The organism is Bacteroidota bacterium (assembly GCA_041658205.1).
Classification (GTDB): Bacteria; Bacteroidota; Ignavibacteria; order UBA10030; family UBA8401; genus UBA8401.
The window spans coordinates 594,476-616,452 of the sequence record JBBAAO010000002.1; the positions used below are offsets into that span (position 1 = coordinate 594,476).

Sequence of the window (21,977 nt, forward strand, 5' to 3'; positions counted from 1 at the left end):
TACGAACAATCATTCAACGCCCTCCAAACAACTGGTGGGCAAGCATCACAATTATCTTCAGGGATTTACTTCTACAGGATTGAAGCAGTGTCGGAACAGAGTTCACGGAAATTGTTCGTGGATACAAAAAAGATGGTTTTATTGAGATAGTATTGGAAAGTACAAAAGATGAATCAGTCTGTAACATTATTAGAAATTGAATTCAACGTATTTACGTAGTTGATACACCATTATTAAAAAAGTATATTTGCCTCACATAGAAACACTATTCGTCGGCTCATGCCACGAATTGGACTCTGGGATTTTTTTACAGATAGTCTTCAATTAAATCTTCCTCTATCCACTCACCGGCGCAGCCGGATAAGCAATTTCCAATATATTCAAGATAGATTTATCTCTTATTAATAAAACAATCACATCTATGTCCCTGTTTGTTTGTCAATGAATGTTTATAGAATAATAACGTCTGAATTTCTAAGATTATTTCATATGGCGTTCTTTGGTCATGTCCGATTTCTCTATTCCATTCATGTTAAAAGCACTTCTTCTCAACAAACGAATAAAGTACAACGCCAAATACTTCTTCCGTCTTTTTTTATCGCTCTCCTCCTTTCCTTTGTCTTACTCAATGCGCAACCGATTCGGTTTGAACGGATCACAACGGAACAGGAACTTCCCGATGGCACAATTGTTTGCATGATAAAAGACAGACAAGGTTTTCTCTGGTTGGGAACGTATGCAGGACTTGTACGATACGACGGATATTCATTTCGGCATTTCACCAAAGGACCGGCAAATAACAAAAATCTAAGCGCCGATATTATCTACACTCTTCTTGAGGATCGATTGGGATTGATCTGGATCGGAACAGTTAATGGGGGACTGAACTGTATCGATCCGGTAACGGAAAAAATTTTATATTACAGGCACGATCCCAAAAATCAAAATAGTCTCAGCCACGATCAGGTTTATTCGCTGCATGAAGATCGTTCGGGCCGGCTCTGGATCGGAACAACCGGAGGTCTTGACTATTTTGACAGAGAAAAAAATATCTTCACACATTTCGATCCTGACAGCATCACGGATCCGATCACGAACAAAGTCACGGCAATCTATGAACGTCCTGCAGAACCCGGAATTTTTTGGCTTGGTACATTTGGCGGCGTTAAACGATTTGATTGTGAAACAAAGAAGTTCACCCACTATAGAAACGATTCCCTTAATTCTTCCAGCCTCAGCCACAATGGGATCACGTTTATCTACGGATCATCCGGATTACCAAACGTTTTGTGGATCGGCACAAATGGTGGATTAAACAAGTTCGATATACAACAAGAACTCTTTAGAAGTTTTAAAAATGATCCCGGCAACAGTACGAGTATAAGCAGTAATGCGGTCAGATCAATGATAGAGGATCGATCCGGAATTTTTTGGATCGGTACAAGCGGCGGAGGTTTAAACCGTTTTGATCCGGTAACGGAAAAGTTTATCCGCTACTCCAACAATCCCAAAAACAGCAGGACTCTCAGTAACGACAATATTGTAACTCTATTGGAAGATGAATCCGGTGTCATATGGGCAGGTACCCGCGACGGTTTGAATCGGTTTTTACCAAAAGAGGATTTTGTCATCTATCAGCATGATCCAAGTAATTCCCTCAGTCTCAGCAACAACTTTCTCTGGACTCTCTACGAAGACAGTTCCGGTATATTGTGGATCGCATCGGGAATGGGATTAAACAGGTTTGACCGTAAAACGCAAACATTCACCTGTTACAAACACAATCCTGATGATCCGGCCAGCTTGCGAAACAATATGGTCAGAACAATTTATGAAGATAGAAATGGAACACTCTGGGTCGGCAATGTGAATGGCATGCTTCACAGATTTGATAGAAAAACAGGAAAGAGTAAATCAATTCAAATTCTTGTCCACCCGAGCAATGAGAAAGAAAATGATATTCTTTCAATGTTGGAAGATCGAAACGGAACATTTTGGGTTGGGACAATGGAGGGTCTGAATATCCTCAACAGAGAGAAATGGACATTCACGCCGATTGTCATCGGTTCGCTGGGCAGCAATATAAATCAGCGTTATTATATAAATTCTTTGTTTGAAGACAATGATGGAACGATTTGGATTGGAACATGGAACGACGGACTGATCGCCTATCAATCACAAAGCAGAAAATTTACCATCTACAAAAATGATACAACAAAAATAGCGAGCCTCAGCAACAACAACGTCGCATTTGTCACACGCGATAAATCAGGAATTCTTTGGGCAGCAACGCGCGGCGGCGGGCTTAACAGATTCGATGATGAAAAAAAAGAGTTTACACCATTATTGAAAACCAACGTGCCACCCTTTGAAAATATCTTTGGTTTTCTGGAAGACCACTTAGGGAATTTCTGGTTTGGAGCAGGGAATGGGCTCTGCCGGTTCAATCCTTCCACCGGAAAATACCGTATTTTTAAAACGCGCGATGTATTGCAGGGAAGCGGCTTTAATACCAGATCGTTCTATAAAAGTAATACCGGCGCAATGTATTTTGGCGGAGTAAATGGATTGGACGTTTTTTATCCTGACAGTATTCAGGACAATGTTCATGTCCCTCAAGTATTTATCACCTCTTTCAAGATTCACGACAAGGAGTTTTTGACTGACACAGCTGTACCGTATCTCAAAACTATTTCTTTGCCTTACACAGATAATTACCTTTCATTTGAATTTGCAGCGCTCGACTTCAAAGATCAACGCGACAATAAATATATGTATATGATGAAGGGAGTGAATGAAGATTGGATTAACAGCGGCACACGACGTTATGCCGCTTATACAAGTCTTAAACCGGGTACGTACATTTTCAAAGTAAAAGGATCAAACAACAATGGAGTTTGGAATGAAGTAGGTGCGTCGCTCACAATCACCATCCTCCCAGCCTATTGGCAAACATCGTGGTTCCGAATCCTCGCGATTGTTTTGTTTCTCAGTCTTATTGTTTCCATCTATCAACGGAAAGTCAACCGGCTCAAAAAAGAAAAATTCGTCCAGCGGGAATTTTCACGGAAACAGATCGAGCAGCAGGAAGCAGAACGAAAACACATTGCATCAGAATTGCACGACGGGCTTGGACAAAATCTTCTCGTCATCAACAACGAACTTCAACAATTTTTAGGCGAACAAAAAGAACCACAAGAAGATCTGCGCCGTGTCGCTTCGATGGTACAAGAGTCTGTGGAGAGTGTTCGTGAAATTTCATCGAATCTCCATCCGCATCATATCGAACGCCTCGGATTCTCCGCTGCGGTTCAAGCAATGACGGAAAATATTTCTCATTCAGCCAAACTGAAGATTGAATGCATGTGTGACAAGCTCGATCATCAGATACCGAAGGAATTCGAGATTCATATATATCGGATCATACAGGAAGGATTATCGAACATTGTTCGGCATGCTTCGGCACACTATGTAAAAGTTACCGTACGAAAAGTTCACAATTCAATTGATGTCACCATCACGGATGATGGATGCGGTTTTAACATTCAAGAATTTCACGGAGCACAATTTCCAAAATCAACCAATGACATCTTTCGAGGATTCGGTATTGCCAGCATGTCGGAACGGACGAGGATCATTGGAGGCACACTCACGATCGATTCATCAACTTCATCGGGAACAACAATTCATCTTACACTGCCACTTTCGTAAAGGATAACGATGGATACAATAACACGAGTGCTTATTGCTGATGACCATGAAATATTCCGTGTCGGTCTGGTGAAAACAATTGAGAGGGATAAGAATTTCTCAATTATCGCACAAGCCGCAGATGGTAAAGAAGCACTCACACAGGTTAGAGAAATGCGTCCCGATATTGCAATACTTGATGTCTCCATGCCGTTGATGAGCGGTCTCGATGTTGGGCGCGCCGTCTATAAGGCAGCTTTGGCAACAGAATTGATCTTCCTGACGATGTATAAAGACATCGCGTATTTCAATGCAGCAATGGATATCGGAGCGCGGGGATATCTTCTAAAAGACAATGCCAGCGCAGACCTGTTGGTTTGTCTTAGAACAGTTGTTGAGGGAAATTATTTTATCAGTCCCACGATGTCGCATTTTCTTGTAGAAAGAAAAAATAATACAGATGCACTTACACAGAATGTCCCTTCCCTGCAAAATCTTTCGCCGGCGGAACGCCACATTCTTAAACTTCTTGCTGATAATCTTACGAGTAAAGAAATTGCCGATAAGCTTTTCATCAGTTTACGCACTGTTGAAAATCACCGAACACACATTTGTCAGAAACTCGGCATTAAAGGACACAACAAGCTTTTGCAATTTGCGCTGGAAAATAAATCGGCGTTGTAATGAACTTGAAATTTCCACAAAGGCACTAAGAAAAATAATCGACCCCCCTCTTTAATTCTCCCCCTTTTCCCGAAGGGATGCCTTCGGCACTGGGGGAGAAAATAAATTTATGATTCGTCACTCCCTCCCCTGAAAGGGGAGGGCTGCGGCGGGTTCATTTCTTTTACTTTGAGCATTTCCGCTCCTTCTTCATTCGGTTTTTCATAATTCCCTTTTGTCGAATCTTCGATTCTTTTCCTCATTTATCCAAAAATGAGTAGTTCTACTCATACCTTTTTGGGTAGTTCTCTCCATTGAATCTCTATGCATCTCTATTGACTTTGCCATACCATTATTAGCCTTTTGAAGCCTCGTATGACATTTCTTATCGCTGAAGATAATCTTCAAATGCGCCAGAGCATAAAACGGTTTTTGCTCAAGAGCGTACCAAATCACCACACATTCTATGAAGCATCCGATGGAAGCGAAGCAGTGAAACAGTACGATCGCTTCTCACCTGATTGGGTGGTTATGGATATTGAAATGCTGCCGATGGATGGACTGACGGCATCAAAAAAAATTCTTGGTTCTCACCCAACTGCAAAAATTATTGTACTGACAAGTTACGACGATGCAGGGTATCGCAAAGCAGCATATGATGCGGGGACATTTGCGTTCGTATCGAAGGAACATCTTGATGATCTGAAAAAAATTTTATCAACACAATATAAAGGACAGTAAAATATTTTATCACAGTTCTTGAAAGGAGTGCGATGTATGAAAAACATTATGAGATGTTTGGTGACGATGCTTTTTGTCGGCACAATTTCTACACAGTTGATGGCTCAGTGGGTACAAACTGACGGACCCTATGCTGGCAAAGACGTACTCGTTTTTGCCAGCAGTCCCAGCGGAACAAGTGGAACAAATCTATTTGTTGGAACTAGAGAAGATGGCATATTTCTCTCTACAAATAACGGTGCAAATTGGACAGCAGTGAATTCTGGTTTGAAGAAGGCTGAATGGGATACAACAAAGTACGGTATTGTAAATGCTCTTGCAATAAATGGCACGAATCTTATTGCATACCTAAATGGAGACATTTATCGCTCAACAAACAACGGAAAAAACTGGATTAATGCCGGTTTACAATCGATAGTTGGACATGTTCTTGCTTATGCTGGGACAAATCTCTTTGCGTGCCAGGGTGGACGTATATTTCGGTCTACCAATAATGGATTGAATTGGTCTTTTTTAAGCTCCACCATTAAATGTAATATTTGGTCTTTTGCCTCTATCCCCGATGGGATAGGCGGTACAAAGTTATTTGTCGGCACTGAATATGAAGGAATCTTTATGTCTACAAACAACGGCGAGTCCTGGACAGCAGTGAATTCTGGATTGCGGAAAGCTTCATATGATACTACTCGATACGCTGGCATCCATGCCCTTGCCGTTAATGGTACGAATATCTTTGCAGGAGCAGTAAACGGTGGTGTCTTTCTTTCTACAAGTAATGGCACAACTTGGACTGATGTGAGCACCGGATTGACGAATTCTGTCTATGCTCTTGCTGTTTCTGGCTCGAATCTCTTTGCAGGAATGAGTGGGGGGGATGTCTTTCTCTCCACAAACAATGGGACTAGTTGGCAAAAGGTGAGTAACGGTTTACGTTCCGAGGCCGTTTTTGATTTTGCAATTTGTGACACCAATCTTTTTGCCGGAACAGAAGGAGGGGGTGTCTACCTCTCCACAAACAACGGTTCCAGTTGGACCGATGTCAATTATGGAATGGGCAGTTCCGGAGTTTCTTCTATGATAGACAACCCTTTCGGTCCTGGTGGAACGAATCTCTTTGCCGGAACTTCCAATGGTGTATTCTTTTCATCGAACAACGGCACAAGTTGGAAAGGAGTTAATGATGGCTTAAGTCCGGGCGGTGTCTCTTCTCTTGCCGTTAGTTCTAATGCGGCTGGTAGCAACAATCTTTTTGTCGGAACGGGTTACGACGGCATCTATCTTTCCACAAATAACGGCACAAGTTGGAGCGCAGTCAATACCGGCTTGACAAATAAGCGAGTTACTTCACTTGTTGTCGATGAATCGTATATCTATGCCGGGGTTAGCTTCGAACCAAATATTAACAAAAGCACACGCACAAGTGAACATTCTTCTTTTATCGACATTTCAAGTATATATCTTTCCACTAATGACGGGGCAAGTTGGATTGTGATTAACACTCCTTTTATCGGAGCTACAATAACAGCGCTGATGGCAAACAATCATAACATCTTTGTTGGCGCACCTGGGTATGGTATTTTTCGCTCAACCGACAACGGAACAAGTTGGATTCATACGGATTCAAGCTTGTCAAACATTGGGTCATTTGCTGTTATTGGAACGGCTATTTTTGCAGCCGCAGTAAAAGATAATATACCGGGAGTCTATCTTTCTACAAACAACGGTGCAAATTGGACAGTAAAAAATACTGGTCTACAGAACAGTAGTGTTAATGCGCTCGTCGTTTCGGGCAACAATCTATTTGCCGGGACTTACGACGGCGGTATCTATCTTTCCACCAACAACGGCACAAGTTGGACTGGGGTGAGTACTGGATTGAATAAGAGCATGGTCTTTTCTCTTGCCATTTCCGGCTCGAATCTCTTTGCTGGAACAAATAGTGGCGTCTGGCGCCGTCCACTCTCCGAAATGATAACTGATGTCAAACAATCAACTACTCAATTACCAGAGAAATATTCTCTTTCACAAAACTTCCCCAACCCGTTCAACCCATCAACAATAATTCGTTATTCACTTCCATCATCGGCAAACGTAAAACTTACTGTATACGATCTGCTCGGAAGAGAAATTGCAACACTCGTGAACGAAGAACAATCTGCGGGATTGAAGGAAGTGGAGTGGAATGCTTCGGCGTTTAGTTCGGGAATTTATTTTTATAAGATCACCGCAGGAAGTTTTGTTGATGTGAAGAAAATGCTGATAGTGAAATAAATTCAGAAACCATTAACGGTGTCCAGTTGGGACTTGCGAAGGTTTAGAATAAATCGGAACATCCTTCGCAAGGGTTTTAAATTGCAAGCGAAGAACAATCTGCCCGATGGAAGGAAGTGCCGTGGAATACGAAAGATGTTTCTAGCGGAATATATTTTTATCAATTACAAGCGAATGGAAAAAGAGAAATTAAAAATGTTGTTGATGAAATAATAATTCAAACACAGGGAGTTATGATGAAACACTTTTTACATTTAATGGCAATCACTCTTGTTGGTTCCAACATTCTCTTAGCACAATTATCTCAACATGCGAATGTGCAAACATCGAATGAATATAAGAGAATAAATAAATATCATCAGATGGGTGAACAAAACATAGCGTTTCGATACCATTGTGTAAAAAAATATTCAATCGGAAATCATTCATTTACCGATCCGCTGGTGCAGTTTCCATTGATACTAAAAGAGAAACCACAAAAGAAAATATTAAACAATGTCCTGTATCCTCAATCCAACATATATATAGTTGATACAGCAAGTGTCTTCAGTCAATCCGATACATCACGTATTATTTATACCTACCATAAAAGTGGGATAATTAGTGGAGAAATAATTCAACAATTAGTAAACAATCAGTGGATAAACTATACTCGTCGTACAATTACCACTACTGATAATGGAGATTGGTTATCGGAACTGAACGAGAAATGGGAGAATAGTCAGTGGGTGAATATTAGTCACTTTACCTATACTTACGATGGAAGCGGAAATCCTCTATCGTCATTGTGGGAAGTTTGGACAAATAATAATTGGGTGAACTCTAATCGCCAAACCTTCACTTACGATATAGAGGGAAATAAGATATCGTATCTATACGAACGCTGGAAAGATAATCAGTGGGAGAATGACAGCCGCTCTACCTCTACCTATGATGTAGTAGGTAATATGTTATCAGATTTGTATGAACGATGGACAAATAATCAATGGGAATATTACGGTCGTTATACCTCTGTTTACAATACAAATGGGAATAAGCTGTCGTATTTGGTAGAACTACAGACAAACAACCAGTGGGTAAATTTTGCACGCTATACTTATTCATATGATAATAAAGGAAACGTGTTGTCTTCTTTGTCAGAAAAATGGACAAATAATCAGTGGATAAACGTCAGTCGTCATACTCTTTCTTACGACACCAGCGGAAATCAGTTGTCGGATTTGGATGAACGATGGGTAAATAATCAGTGGGTAAACTTCTTACGAAATATCTGTGCTTTCGATGCAAACAACAATATGCTGATGGAATTGGACGAGCAATGGATAAATAATGAGTGGTTGAACTACACCCGTTCTATTTATGAATATTTTCAAAACACATTGTGGTCTGAAGGTAAATATGAACAATGGATAAATTCTTCATGGATACTAACTAATAATTATTTTTTCTTATATGATAATGCCGGAAATTCTTTTGGATATAATGGTTACAAAGTAACTATCTCTTACAAATTAATTGTTACAGGTGCTTACAATAATGACGGAATGGTTGCTACTGAATATTCATTGTCTCAGAACTATCCCAACCCCTTCAATCCAACAACAACAATACGTTACTCTCTTTCCAACTCCGCAAATGTAAAACTTGCGATATACGATCTGCTCGGCAGAGAAATTGCAGCACTTGTGAACGAAGAACAATCTGCGGGATTGAAGGAAGTGGAGTGGAATGTAAACAGTAATGCAAGTGGAATATCCGCCAAAGGCGCCCGCCAGCCATCGGTTGGGCTGGGATACGCCTCTGGCGTATATTTCTACAAACTACAAGCAGGAGAATTTCAGGAAACGAAACGAATGATACTCTTAAAATAAGGACAATGTAATTTTAATTCAATTGTCTCTGGGAGGTTATATGAGATCTATTCTGAATATGATTGTCATTTCTTTTTATATCACTTTCGCATCGGCGCAAGATATAAATCTTGACCGTAAGTTTTACGAATCCCAACCAAATTCATTCTCGGTTGAACAAAAAACTTCTGTATTACCGCCACTCGCAATACAGAAGGCACCCGGCCATTACACAAAACAGCAATGGCGTGCATTGGTTGATTCTTTTTGGGGACCAGGACTACCGACCGCCGATAAATTGAAAATGTTCGATGACTTCTGGAATCTTGTCGATCAAAAGTGGGGTGGATTTCCCAATCTTATTATTAATTGGGATTCTCTGAAGAATGTCTATCGTCCAGAAGTTGCCGCCGGTGTAAGCCGCGGACGCTTCGCAGCGATCCTCTCCCGGCTCACAAGAGCGCTCAATGAATTTCATACCTTCTTATATGACTCGGGAATAGACAGTACGACAAGATACTATCCATACAGGTCTGGTGTACCCCTCATAAATATTGACGCAAGTGGATATCAAACATGTTTTGGAGCCGGTCTTTCGGCGTTGCCCGATAGTACTGCTCTGGTGTATAACGTCATTCCGAATCATCCGCTCGGACTTCAACCCGGGGATGTTATTCTTGGGTATGATGGCAAGCCTTGGCTGAAATTGTACAATGAACTGCTCGATGTTGAACTGCCAATTTTGAAGAGTGGAGCATATTTAAGTTCCACCGCTGAAGCTGCGGTGTATTTGGCTATCAAAAGTACCGGAATGAACTGGGGATTATTCGACACGATCGACGTGAAAAAATATGGAACCGATCAAATCCTTCATTATCCTACATCGCTCCTTTCAACGCTGACTCCACCATATTACCTTGCGCACGATCAGCTTCCCGTGAACGGCGTACCATTCCCTGATTATCGAAATAATAAATTGGTTTCGTGGGGTGTCGTTTCAGGAACAAATATTGGATATATCTATGCCTGGGACTGGGGAGGAATATCGATAGCAACAGGCCCCCTCTTTGCACAAGCTGTTGATGAACTGATGCACAAGTACAACGTTCAAGGATTGATACTCGATTTTCGAATGAACTTGGGGGGAATGCCATTTTATGCCGACGCCGGATTTAATCATCTCTTCAATTTCGATTCCTTCTCAAATTATTATTTAGCAAAACGAAATCCCGGCAGTGATCATTTTTCATTTTCTCTTACTTCTTTCAACAACTTCTTGTTGCGGCCATTAAATCCCACGCCAGAGATTTTTGATCATCCAATTGCAGTTCTTACAGGACCAGATTGTATCAGCGCAGGGGATTTTAATGCGCACAGAATGCGTTTCCATCCGATGGTCCGTTTCTTTGGTTTGCCGACGAGTGGAGCCTACACTGCACTGGAGTCATCGACCGATATGGAAATTGGATTTTGGAATAAATCTTACAGTTATAGAATAGATCATAGCTCGGTATACTCTAATTATAACAATGAGGGGTACTTGATTCACAAACCTTTTCCTGTTGATGAAAAGGTGTGGCTCACGCGCGACGGAGTTGCCAAAGGAGAAGATGATGTGGTGAAGAAGGCAATGGAATGGATCAAGGCAATTGGGTACGCTCATTCACCCAACGTTAGCAAAACAGAATTAGACCCAGAAGGAGATTCAGTAACTATTACTGCTGTTATTTGCAATACGCTGAACCATTCAATATCGGTTTCGGCAATGTTGATAGACGCAAATGGCAAAACGGCGGATTCAGCACGACTATACAACGACGGGCTCCATGGCGATGGTACCGCTGTAGATAGTGTTTGGGGAGCAATCGTAAGACCGGCAGGCGAGAATCGTTACTCCATTGCCATTCGTTCAGATGATCACGTACTCGGGACCTTTAAAAAAGTCCCTTATAAAATCACATTATCTGCATCACCAAATACACCAGCAATACCAAAGATCATATACGCAGCACAATTGAATGGTTTATTCTCTTCACTATGGACGTTGGAGTCGAATTCCGATACGGTTCGGTCAATTGGAAATTCATCAAATATCAATATTTCTGGAATCGCTATTCGCCCTTCAACCAGTATTGTCTATGGTCTATCATCAAACGCTGACGCATCAACACTGTACAGCATAAGCAGTACTTCCGGAGTGCAGTTTCCGGTAATAACGTTTGCTGTCGGCGATGTGGTTTCGTTGACCTTTATTCACAAGGACACGATAGTAGTGGCCACATCAACCGGTAAGCTCTATCGCTGTAATGTCAATACCGGCGGAGCGTGGTTGATGAGTTCCAATCCGGAGTTGAAATACTGGAGCGTGTCGCTCAGTCCATCGGGAAAACTTTGGGCTTCTGCTCGGTCAATAGACAATGCTATCTATGTCATTGATATAAATACTGGCATGCCGAACAAGATCGGATCCATCGGTTTTGAAGCTATTCCGCGGTCTCTTGCTTTCAATTCTGCCGGCGTATTGTACTGTCTTATCGATAATGGGTCAGGAGAAGATTATCTTGCTACTCTTGATACAACAAATGGAATAGCAACGCTTGTTACAGGCAATCCATTGAATGTTGGGAACCTAACATCCATCGCAATGAGAATGGATAATGTTAATTCCATCTCTAACGATCGTACAACACAGCTTCCAGCAGTATTTGTTTTAGAACAGAACTTCCCCAATCCCTTCAATCCATCAACAACCATTAGTTATTCACTTCCATCATCGGCAAACGTTAAACTTGTTGTGTTCGACCTGCTCGGAAGAGAAATAGCAACTCTCGTAAACGAAGAACAATCCGCGGGATGGAAGGAAGTGGAGTGGAACGCCACGAATGTTTCGTCAGGAATATATTTTTACAAGCTCACAGCGGGAAGTTTTATTGGTGTGAAAAAGATGCTGGTGGTGAAATAAATTCAAGAACCTTGCGAAGGTTTTAAAATAAATATGAACAACCTTCGCAAGGTTGTACTTAGTGAACGAAGAACAATCGGCGGGGTGGAAGGAAGTGGAGTGGAATTCGTCCGCGTTTAGTTCGGGAATTTCCGCCAAAGGCGGATACGCCTCTGGAGTATATTTTTATCAATTACAAGCGAATGGAAAAAGAGAAATTATGAAAAAGTTATAATAAGAAAAATGTAGAGATGGTCTCTCTCGTTTGCCAAGTTGTTTGACGGATCACTAGTCCTAAAACACTAATACTATGTTACACAATTCGTTTGTCCATCACATCTAAAATATTGAATACTGAAGAGGATGTGAAAATGAAATTCAAAATGATCTGCTCTATTGGTTTGTTTTGCTTCTTGTTTTACGGATGCGATATCGTCAATCAAGAAGACGATGTCCTTACGTTGACCTTTTCCGATCCGTCCGAACCCTTTCCATATTCAACGGCAGATATTGAACAATTCATAAAAACAGGGGCACGTGTTCCCAATGGTTTCTTATATCGTGATTCACTCATTAGTAATGACTCCCTTCCTGACAGAAAGGTTCATATCTCTTACCTCATTCCGGATTCGGTCAACAATAGTACAAATGACAGCACCGTGGCCCGCCAAAGGTTGTTGAACGCACTTGGTCTGAATCGTGCCATTTACCAGACAGGTTCGAATGAAAAGTATTTTCAGTTCTTGTTAATAGAGTCAGATCAAAACATCGATAAAACATATTATCGTATCAATAATCAGAACTATGCCTCCATTCCAAAAGATCCTTCCATCAATATCCACCACGATCCCAAGAACGTATACTTAGGATTTGAAGCCGTAATCAATAAACGGCCTATAACCGTGGAATTGATAAAAGAATTCTCTGAATATGCATGGACAACATGGAGGATGAATAATACCAGTGGACTTTGTGGTAGTAGAAACTACCTTCCTCATATCATTTCGGAGGTAAGTTCATTGGATAATGAGACGGTGACCACTTACACATTATATGAGGTAGCAACATATGATTTCGTCATTGAGAATCCTCCAAATGAATTTCGAGTCAATAAATTAGCATTCAACGTTGATAAACAAAGTGGGCGAGTGAATTTAAATTCCAAACTCATTAGGAGATATGAATGGTTATCGCAATCAAAATGAAAGGGACCATAAAAATATTTATGAATCTCATTGTGGTGTTAATGCTACATCTTCTATTGGTAGTAAACACGACTGATTACGATTTACTTGGATGAGAAATTGCACTACTAGTAAACAAAGAACAATCCGCGGGATGGAAGAAAGTGGAGTGGACGGCGTCGGTGTTTAGTTCGGGAATATATTTGTATCAATTACAGGCGAATGAAAAAGAGAAAATAAAAAAGCGATTCTGATGAAATAACAATTCTTGAAAGGAGCGCGGTGTATGAAAACGATGATGAGATGTTTGGTGGTGCTTGGTTTAATCACAGTGTCAAATGCTCAGTGGGTGAAGACTAATGGGTATGGTGTTGGCGGAAATATTACCTTTTTTTACATATCAGGTACAACCCTCTTTGCAGGTACTGATGATGGTATCTATCGTTCTACAGATAATGGTACTCAGTGGTCTGCAGTAAATACAGGTCTGACGAATATTCAAACACTATATGTGAGCGGTGTATATATTTTCGCCGGGACCAGCGGAGGTGCATTCATTTCCACTAATAATGGTTCAAGCTGGACAGCGATAAATGGAGTATCGGGAGAAATTGTTAGTGCTTTTGTGGTTTCTGGCACAAATCTTTTTGTAGGAACGAGTGTCGGTGGTGTTTATGTATCTACCAACAACGGTTCAAATTGGACGGCGATAAATAATGGGCTGATAAACAAGCATGTTCTTTCGCTTTTCATTTCGGGAACGAATCTCTTTGCCGGAACCGATTTGGGTGTCTTTCTTTCTACCGACTATGGCGCAAGTTGGACTCTAAGAAATACAGGGTTGACCCACTCCGTCAATGCGATAATGGTTTCCGGCAGCAATCTTATTGCTGGGAGTTATGATGGAGTGTATCTATCACAAAACGATGGTCTAAACTGGACGAAAAGCAGCACGGGTGCGCTGTATGTCAATACCTTTATCGCCTGCGATAATTGTCTTTTTTCAGGAAGTTATTATTATGGTGTCTCAATATCTACCAATAACGGTTCAAGCTGGATGGCAGTCAACAATGGACTTCCTCAATATGAACCATACAAATCTCATGTGAGCGCACTTGCTGCGAATGGAACAAATCTCTTTGTTGGGACAGTTGGCGACGGTGTTTTTCTTTCTTCCAACAACGGTGCAGACTGGATTTCTGTCAGTTCCGGATTACCGCTTAAGCCGCTTCCCACAGTAAACACTTTTGCGGTTTCCGGCTCGAATCTTTTTGCTGGAACAACCGGGTGCGTATATCGAACGACGAACAAGGGTGCCGATTGGACGAAACTGAATAATGGCCTGCCGGTCAATAAATCTGTGCGCTCGCTCGTATCTATTGGCACAAACCTCTTTGCCGGAACAGATAGCGGCGTTTACGTTTCCTCAAACAACGGTGCAAATTGGACTGATGCAAGCAGCGGTTTAACAATCTTGGAAGTTAAAACCCTTTCTGCATCAGGGACAAATCTATTAGCTGGAACCGCAGCCGGCGTTTTTCTTTCAACCAACAATGGCGCAAAGTGGTCGAAAACAACACTTGATACTGTTACTGTCACATCATTTGCTGTCAACGGCACCAATCTATTCGCAGGAACAAATAAAGGTCTCTTTCTTTCAGTCAATAATGGTGTCAATTGGAATTATTTAGGATTTATTAAAGTGTCTCTTGTTTATGTTTTACCTGTTAAAGCTGATAGTGCAATTATCTTTGTCTCATGGATTGAACCCACTGGTACTGATGAAGGGAACGAAGTATTTTCTCGTTCTATGAACAACGGTGGAAGTTGGGTCAGAGTAGAATATATATTCCCGTCATCAATGGCTCATTCAGGGACTACCCTCTTTGCGGGAATTACACGCAATTTTGCAACCAGTAATAACAGCAATACAGTGGCAGAGCAAAAAGAATTTGGTGGGTCAATTTTCTGCTCGAATGATTATGGAAATAGTTGGACAGGAGTTGATACGGGCTTTAGTTACGTCAATAGCGCGGCACTCGCTGTTTTTGGAGACAATCTCTTTGCTGGCCCCCGGTGTTATGACATAGGCAATAATTTTCCCGGTGTCTGGCGGCGTCCACTCTCCGAAATGATTACCGATGTAAAACAATCTTCTTCTCCAACGCCAGAGAAATATTCTTTATCACAAAACTATCCCAACCCGTTCAATCCATCCACCACTCTGAGATTCAGCATTCCTGAACGAAGCACTGTTCGACTCTCCATCTTCAACACTCTGGGTCAGAAAATCTCTGAAATTGTGAACGAAGTAAAGGAGGCAGGTTCTTACGAACACAGTTTTAACGCATCTCTATTGGCATCAGGAATATATTTCTACAGGATTGAAGTAACATCAGTGACTAATTCAAAGACATTTGTGAATACTAAGAAAATGGTACTTATGCGGTAATATGTCAGAAAAGGAGTGCGATGTATGAAAACGATGATGAGATGCTTGGTGGTGCTGCTTTTTGTCGGAACAATTGTGACACAGGTGATGGCGCAGTGGAAGCAAACGGGTTTGAAAAACAGGAACATTACTTCTTTCGCGGTTAGTGGAAATTATCTCTTTGCTGGAAGTGACAGCGGTGTATATCGGTCAACTGATAACGGTTTAAATTGGGTTGCTGTGAATACAGGATTAACAAACTTAAAAATATCATGTATTATGGTCGATGGCAATAATTTGTATTTGGGCACTGGAAATGTAAATGAGAGTGGTGAAGGTATTTTTAAGTCTTCCAATTTAGGAACCAATTGGACTGCAGTAAACTATGGTTTACCTCCAACTATGCTTAACAGAATTTCTTCTCTCCACAGTTACGGAGGCAAACTTTTTGCCGGTGGAAGTTGTCTAGGTATTTCAACAGATAGTGGTTCAAGTTGGAAAGTTGATACAACATATATATTTATTGAAAACATTTTCACATCGGGCAAGAATCTATTTGTGGGAGCATATATTATTGGTGGTTATCCATATAAAGCTTTTTGTTCCAAAGACAGTGGTCAAACCTGGTCGACAGTGAATCAATTGAATATTTTTGATTTAAAAGATTTTAATGGAAATTGTTTTTCATTTGTTGTGGATGGTTGCAATATTTATGGGATAGGTGTTGGTTCGTGTTTGGGTGTTACAGAATATTTTATCGTGCAGTCAACTGATAATGGGGAAAATTGGAAAACCAATTTCGGCCTTGGGGCTATATTATATTATTTTACTACTCTAGCCATTGTACAAAAAAGTGATGGCGGGCCATATCTTTTTGCTGGACGTTCAGATGCGAGCTGGTATGATGATAAGAGAGAATTAGGGGCTATTGTTCTTTCTACAAATCACGGAATGAGTTGGTCAGTTGTCGATTCGGGCTTGAAAGCTTTCGTAACATATACTTTAGTAGCAAAGGGAAATTATCTTTTTGCAGGAACCGACAGTGGTATTTGGCGTCGTCCACTCTCCGAAATGATTACCGATGTCAAACAATCTTCATCTCGGTTGCCGGAAAAATATTCTCTCTCACAAAACTACCCCAACCCTTTCAATCCAACAACAACAATCACATACAGTATTCCAGAACGAAGTACTGTCCGGGTCTCCATCTTCAACACTCTCGGTCAAATAATCTCTGAGATAGTAAATGAAACGAAGGATGCAGGTTCTTTCGAACACAGTTTTAATGCTTCTCAGTTATCTTCAGGGATGTATTTCTACAGGATTGAAGCGATATCAACTCAGAATGCTGGTAAAACTTTTGTAGAAACGAAGAAAATGATTTTAATGCGATAATAATATTCAATTGCTACTCTCGTGAAAGGAGTGCGATGTATGAAAACAATGATGAGATGTTTGGTGATGATACTTTTTGTCGGCACAATTTCTACCCAGGTGATGGCTCAGTGGGAACCGGCTAACGGACCCGTTGGACCTTGTGTATTCTACCAGGTTTCAATCTCTCAGCCTTCTGGAGATCTCATTATGTTGGTAGCAACATCCAGCGGCATTTACAGATCAACGAACGAGGGGGATTCTTGGATACTGATCGTTAATCCAAAACCTTTGATGTATGCTGTGAAGTTTACGGTAATATATCCAACGCAATCAACACCAATAGTGTTTGCAAATTGTGGTGATTTAATAAAATCAACAGACTATGGGCTTACATGGTCATCTGTTCAAACATATCCTGGCTCTCGTGTTGATAACATAACACACTCAAGGACTGCTCTTTATGTTTTATCGAAAGATACAATTTACGTTTCGTACGATTTTGGTGAAACCTGGACAAATAGAAACAAACTTCCTTACACTGGAAACACAGTTTATGGAATATGGCATTTTGGAGAAAAGATTTATGCTTCATTAAACGACAACACCATCGGAACTTTGTTCGTCAGTGCTAATGACGGTGTGAGTTGGTCGAATACAGGATTGCTAGGAGTTTATAATATGTTTTCATTGGTCACGATCAATAATGACACAATTCTTTTTGCACAAAGCTGGTCAAGTGGTGATCCCTTGTATCGTTCAAAAGACTTAGGTAATAACTGGACAAGTATTAATATGAGTGGAGAACCTGCATTAACAACTTACTTCACTGAAGGTAATAATCTCTATCGTGTAAAAGAAAATATTTTATCAAGATCCACAGACCTGGGTGAAATTTGGACATCAATAGGGACATTACCTATAGGCCCTACATTGGGATGGGCGGGACAAAAATATCTTCATGGGCAAAGAATTTTTATTGCAGGATGGAAGGGTGTCTGTTATTCGATTGATAGTGGAACAAAATGGAACATTGCCAATAAAGGACTTTTCCTGCCATTAATGACCAACGGGGAAAGTGGTATAGGGTCAATTAACTTGGTTGCCACAAACGGGAATATTTCAATACTGGAATATCATGGTTGGTACTTTGAGAGTCCGTCTAGTTCAATGTACATATCAACGAATGCCCAGAAAGAATGGAAGCTTATAACACCTGACTTAGGGAGAGAGATGCATATTTCCGATGTTGTTTTTGACGGGACAGATATTTTTGTTTTATATGGATTTATGAGCAGTGCCTTAACATTTGATGCGAAAAATAGTAGTAGACCATTACAATATTGTAATTTCATTAAATCATCAGATAGCGGACGGACATGGATTGATTTTATGAATGGACCCAATTGCAGGTCATTCATGGTTCACGAAGGGACTTACTACGCAGGGGAGTTTAGTGATGATAATACTAATAGGGGTATTTATTTATCCATTGATAATGGTATGACATGGCAGAAAAAGAATACTGGTTTGTCTGATAGTAGTGTGTATGCTTTTGCTTTGATTCACGAACAAAATATGCATTATGTTTTTGCGGGAACGCGGATCGGTGTTTTTATCACGTCAAACAACGGCAATAATTGGGCGCTCACAGGTCAAGGCCCTAAAAGAGTGATCAGTTTAGCAACAAAGGTTACTCAATCAGGAACGACATTCATTTTTGCAGGGACAGACTCATCAGGCGTACTCAGAAGCAGCGATCGTGGAGCATCATGGTATTCTGCCAACGCTGGCCCAAAAATGCTGCACATATCCAAAATTATCACAACTGATAAATATATTTTTTCCCTCAGTTCAGACTTTATTTCAAAAGGCGGCGGGGTATTTTGTTCAAGCGACAATGGCAGTACATGGCAAACTGTAAATGGCTTACTTCCGGATGATAGAATAAGCGACATTGCTGTTACTGATAGTGTATTATTTGCCAGTGTCAATGAAAATGGTTTATGGTCTTTGCCTCTTTCATCAATTGTTTTAGATGTGCGTAATACTAAAATCAATATCGCTCTAAATGAATTTATTCTCGCGCAGAACTATCCCAACCCGTTCAATCCATCAACCACTATAAGATATTCTGTTCCAGAACGAAGCAATGTCCGACTCTCTATCTTCAACACACTCGGCCAGAAAATCTCTGAAATTGTGAACGAAACGAAGGATGCTGGCTCTTACGAACAATCTATTAATGCATCACAATTATCATCCGGCATTTCCGCCAAAGGCGCCCGCCCGCCATCGGTCGGGCTGGGATACGCCTCTGGCGTATATTTCTACAGGATTGAAGCAACATCAACACAGAATTCAGGGAAAACTTTTATGGATACGAAGAAGATGGTGTTGATAAGATAAAGACGCAGATGTAATGTCTCAGGAGATTTTATGCAAACAACATTATCTACCGTACTACTGACATTCATTTTTATCTTAAACAGTCTGTCCATTGCGTCCATCCGCAAAGTCCCGCAGGATTATGCGAAAATCCAGCAGGCAATTAATGCAGGAATGGATGGAGATACAATTTTGGTCGATCATGGCCTCTACGTTGAAAACATCCGGTATCTTGGAAAAAAAATTATCATTGCTTCGCGATTCATCGTAGACAATGACACTGCACATATTTCCGAAACAATTATTGATGGCAGTAGTCCAAATCATATCGATTCTGCATCTGTAGTGACGTTCGACGCTGGTACCGATAGCGCATCGAAACTTTGCGGATTTACGATACAAGGTGGGAAAGGAAATAAACATGACGATCCTCTCACATCAAAGATTGTTGTAGTCGGAGGTGGAATTGATCTCTTCGGCAACGGAGGTACAATCGTTCATAATCACATTATTAACAATGAAATTAAAAGTACATATCCACTAGGAGCGGCACTCTGCGCATGGGATCAAAGTAACGCACACGAGAATTCCAACTTTATCATCATTGAACACAATTCCATTTCTAATAACTCCCTTAACGGCTATGTATCGTTTGGAGGTGGTGTGGCAATTGCAATGAATGGACAAATACAATCTAATATCATACGAGACAACAAAGCAAACGGATCTTCTCAGGCTGCTGGCGGCGGAGTGACTATTTGGGGGAATTCCAAGATCAAACTTGCGAACAATATTATTGTGAGGAATCAAAGCTCGTTCTTTGCCGGTGCCATGCTGATATTCCAGTGGGTTGTTGGAATACCGGTTGTAACAATGACCAATAATACAATTTGTTTTAACACCGCTAATCAAGGTGCAGAAGGTATATCATGGAATGTATCCGTCAAAATGCTGAATAACATCATATGGAATCCTGGTGACGGTACAGAAATAGAGAACATCGTTTGGACTGTCGGTGAAAAAATTGCCACCGATAATTCTCGTTTAAAAGGGAGCATGAAAAATCTCATCCGAGGCGGCTATTTTGGAATTGATATAATCGACGAAGAACCACTATTTGCCGATACGGTGTTATTCCGGCCATCACCCCTGAGTCCAGCCATTGCCAGAGGAAGTATGCGTGAGCAGCTCGACAGCGAATATGTATCGCCTTCGCTATTGGATTATCTCGGAAATGTTCGCCCAGATTCCGATGGAACAGCTCCGGATTTAGGAGCAATTGAATCCGAATATAGCAAGCGGGTTGCCGTTGGTGCACAACCAAAATATATCATCAGGGATATTTCCTTTGGGGGGAACAAAAGAAATATGAATGTCTTCCTCCCGAGAGCGTATGATGGTACAGGTAAGAATTTTCCGCTCATGATCTTTCTCCACGGCGCCGGTCTTTCACCGGGAAGTACACTAACGTATGGATTCTATCTTATTGCCGATACAATGAATTTTATTATTGTATCACCCAAATCCCTACAGGATCAATGGTATAGTGCAGAAACTGACTTCATTAACGCTCTCATCGACACGATGGTGACGGAATTTCGAATTGACACGAATAACATTTTTGTGGGAGGACAATCAAACGGAGCGTACATGACATATACATTTGGATTGAACACCAGAAAGAAAATAAAAGGAATTGCAACCGTTGCCGGATTGCTTCAATCGAATGACGGAGGAGTAAGACCCGCTTCACCAATTTCTCTAATATCATTCCACAGTACAGCCGATGCTGCTGTCCCATACAATGGAAGAAGTGGGTACCTCGGTGCTGAGCAGTCTCTGTTCAAATGGTTGTCATATCTATCGTGCGGCACTACGCTAGATACTGTCAACCTTAGTGATCCCTTTCCCCAAAACTCCAACACAGTGCAACGCTTATCATCTCAATGTGCACCTGTTGTTTTCTATAAAATCACTGGTGGATCACATGCCTGGCCGGGTCCGTATTATACTCATATGCTAGCGTATCCAACAATACCTGATATTAATGCAACGCTCGAAATTTTGAGATTTTTTCAATCTCAGACAATTACTCAAGTTAACAGTGAAATATCGGACCGTATACCTGAAATCTATTTTCTTTATCAAAATTATCCCAACCCGTTCAATCCATCAACAACAATCTGTTACAGTATTCCTGACCGAAGTAATGTCCGGCTCTCTATCTTCAACACACTCGGTCAAAAAATCTCTGAGATTGTGAACGAAACGAAAGATGCTGGTTCTTATGAACACTCTTTTAACGCCTCGCAATTATCATCAGGGATTTCCGCCAAAGGCGCATACGCCTCTGGCGTATATTTCTACAGGATTGAAGCGACATCAGTAAATAATTCAAAGACTTTTGTGGAAACGAAGAAGATGGTTTTGATACGATAGCAATA

The 21,977-nt window shown here is 40.9% G+C and carries 13 protein-coding genes; 12 read left to right on the top strand and 1 reads right to left on the bottom strand.

Annotated elements, in window-relative coordinates:
* Positions 1-489: 489 nt before the first annotated feature.
* A complete protein-coding gene (locus WDA22_14415; protein ID MFA5834670.1) occupies positions 490-3,711 on the top strand; it encodes a two-component regulator propeller domain-containing protein in 3,222 nt (1,073 codons plus the stop codon).
* Positions 3,712-3,720: 9 nt separating this feature from the next.
* Positions 3,721-4,374, top strand: coding sequence for a response regulator transcription factor (locus WDA22_14420; GenBank protein MFA5834671.1), 654 nt, complete (start codon positions 3,721-3,723; stop codon positions 4,372-4,374).
* Positions 4,375-4,481: 107 nt separating this feature from the next.
* On the opposite strand, the gene WDA22_14425 is transcribed toward WDA22_14420, so the two are convergent.
* Positions 4,482-4,616: a hypothetical protein gene (locus WDA22_14425; GenBank protein ID MFA5834672.1), complete on the bottom strand. Its 135-nt coding sequence runs from the start codon at positions 4,614-4,616 to the stop codon at positions 4,482-4,484.
* A gap of 112 nt (positions 4,617-4,728) precedes the next feature.
* Here WDA22_14425 and WDA22_14430 point away from each other — a divergent pair, with 112 nt between their 5' ends.
* The 10 genes from WDA22_14430 (at position 4,729) to WDA22_14475 (ending at position 21,972) form a co-directional block, all read left to right on the top strand.
* On the top strand, positions 4,729-5,094 hold the full coding sequence (locus tag WDA22_14430) for a response regulator transcription factor (protein ID MFA5834673.1): 366 nt from the start codon (positions 4,729-4,731) through the stop codon (positions 5,092-5,094).
* 36 nt (positions 5,095-5,130) lie between these two features.
* Positions 5,131-7,365: a T9SS type A sorting domain-containing protein gene (locus WDA22_14435; GenBank protein MFA5834674.1), complete on the top strand. Its 2,235-nt coding sequence runs from the start codon at positions 5,131-5,133 to the stop codon at positions 7,363-7,365.
* 116 nt (positions 7,366-7,481) lie between these two features.
* Positions 7,482-9,236: a T9SS type A sorting domain-containing protein gene (locus WDA22_14440; protein MFA5834675.1), complete on the top strand. Its 1,755-nt coding sequence runs from the start codon at positions 7,482-7,484 to the stop codon at positions 9,234-9,236.
* A 40-nt stretch (positions 9,237-9,276) separates the two neighbouring features.
* Positions 9,277-12,177, top strand: coding sequence for a T9SS type A sorting domain-containing protein (locus WDA22_14445; protein ID MFA5834676.1), 2,901 nt, complete (start codon positions 9,277-9,279; stop codon positions 12,175-12,177).
* Positions 12,178-12,238: 61 nt separating this feature from the next.
* Positions 12,239-12,391 (top strand): hypothetical protein, encoded by a 153-nt coding sequence (locus tag WDA22_14450; GenBank protein ID MFA5834677.1) that lies wholly within the window; start codon positions 12,239-12,241, stop codon positions 12,389-12,391.
* 136 nt (positions 12,392-12,527) lie between these two features.
* Positions 12,528-13,361 carry a hypothetical protein gene (locus tag WDA22_14455; GenBank protein MFA5834678.1) on the top strand — a complete coding sequence of 278 codons (834 nt, stop codon included), beginning with the start codon at positions 12,528-12,530 and terminating at the stop codon, positions 13,359-13,361.
* Positions 13,362-13,626: 265 nt separating this feature from the next.
* Positions 13,627-15,792 (top strand): T9SS type A sorting domain-containing protein, encoded by a 2,166-nt coding sequence (locus tag WDA22_14460; protein MFA5834679.1) that lies wholly within the window; start codon positions 13,627-13,629, stop codon positions 15,790-15,792.
* A gap of 24 nt (positions 15,793-15,816) precedes the next feature.
* Entirely contained in the window at positions 15,817-17,166 is a 1,350-nt protein-coding gene (locus WDA22_14465) for a T9SS type A sorting domain-containing protein (protein ID MFA5834680.1), read from the top strand.
* Positions 17,167-17,205: 39 nt separating this feature from the next.
* A complete protein-coding gene (locus WDA22_14470; GenBank protein ID MFA5834681.1) occupies positions 17,206-19,554 on the top strand; it encodes a T9SS type A sorting domain-containing protein in 2,349 nt (782 codons plus the stop codon).
* A gap of 30 nt (positions 19,555-19,584) precedes the next feature.
* Positions 19,585-21,972: a T9SS type A sorting domain-containing protein gene (locus WDA22_14475; protein MFA5834682.1), complete on the top strand. Its 2,388-nt coding sequence runs from the start codon at positions 19,585-19,587 to the stop codon at positions 21,970-21,972.
* Positions 21,973-21,977: the final 5 nt, after the last annotated feature.

Excerpts from the sequence above, each read along its gene's own strand:
- WDA22_14425 (MFA5834672.1), bottom strand. The coding sequence starts at position 4,616 with ATGAGGAAAAGAATCGAAGATTCGACAAAAGGGAATTATGAAAAACCG.
- WDA22_14475 (MFA5834682.1), top strand. The coding sequence starts at position 19,585 with ATGCAAACAACATTATCTACCGTACTACTGACATTCATTTTTATCTTA.
- WDA22_14460 (MFA5834679.1), top strand. The coding sequence starts at position 13,627 with ATGAAAACGATGATGAGATGTTTGGTGGTGCTTGGTTTAATCACAGTG.
- WDA22_14470 (MFA5834681.1), top strand. The coding sequence starts at position 17,206 with ATGAAAACAATGATGAGATGTTTGGTGATGATACTTTTTGTCGGCACA.
- WDA22_14420 (MFA5834671.1), top strand. The coding sequence starts at position 3,721 with ATGGATACAATAACACGAGTGCTTATTGCTGATGACCATGAAATATTC.
- WDA22_14465 (MFA5834680.1), top strand. The coding sequence starts at position 15,817 with ATGAAAACGATGATGAGATGCTTGGTGGTGCTGCTTTTTGTCGGAACA.
- WDA22_14415 (MFA5834670.1), top strand. The coding sequence starts at position 490 with ATGGCGTTCTTTGGTCATGTCCGATTTCTCTATTCCATTCATGTTAAA.
- WDA22_14430 (MFA5834673.1), top strand. The coding sequence starts at position 4,729 with ATGACATTTCTTATCGCTGAAGATAATCTTCAAATGCGCCAGAGCATA.
- WDA22_14435 (MFA5834674.1), top strand. The coding sequence starts at position 5,131 with ATGAAAAACATTATGAGATGTTTGGTGACGATGCTTTTTGTCGGCACA.
- WDA22_14445 (MFA5834676.1), top strand. The coding sequence starts at position 9,277 with ATGAGATCTATTCTGAATATGATTGTCATTTCTTTTTATATCACTTTC.
- WDA22_14455 (MFA5834678.1), top strand. The coding sequence starts at position 12,528 with ATGAAATTCAAAATGATCTGCTCTATTGGTTTGTTTTGCTTCTTGTTT.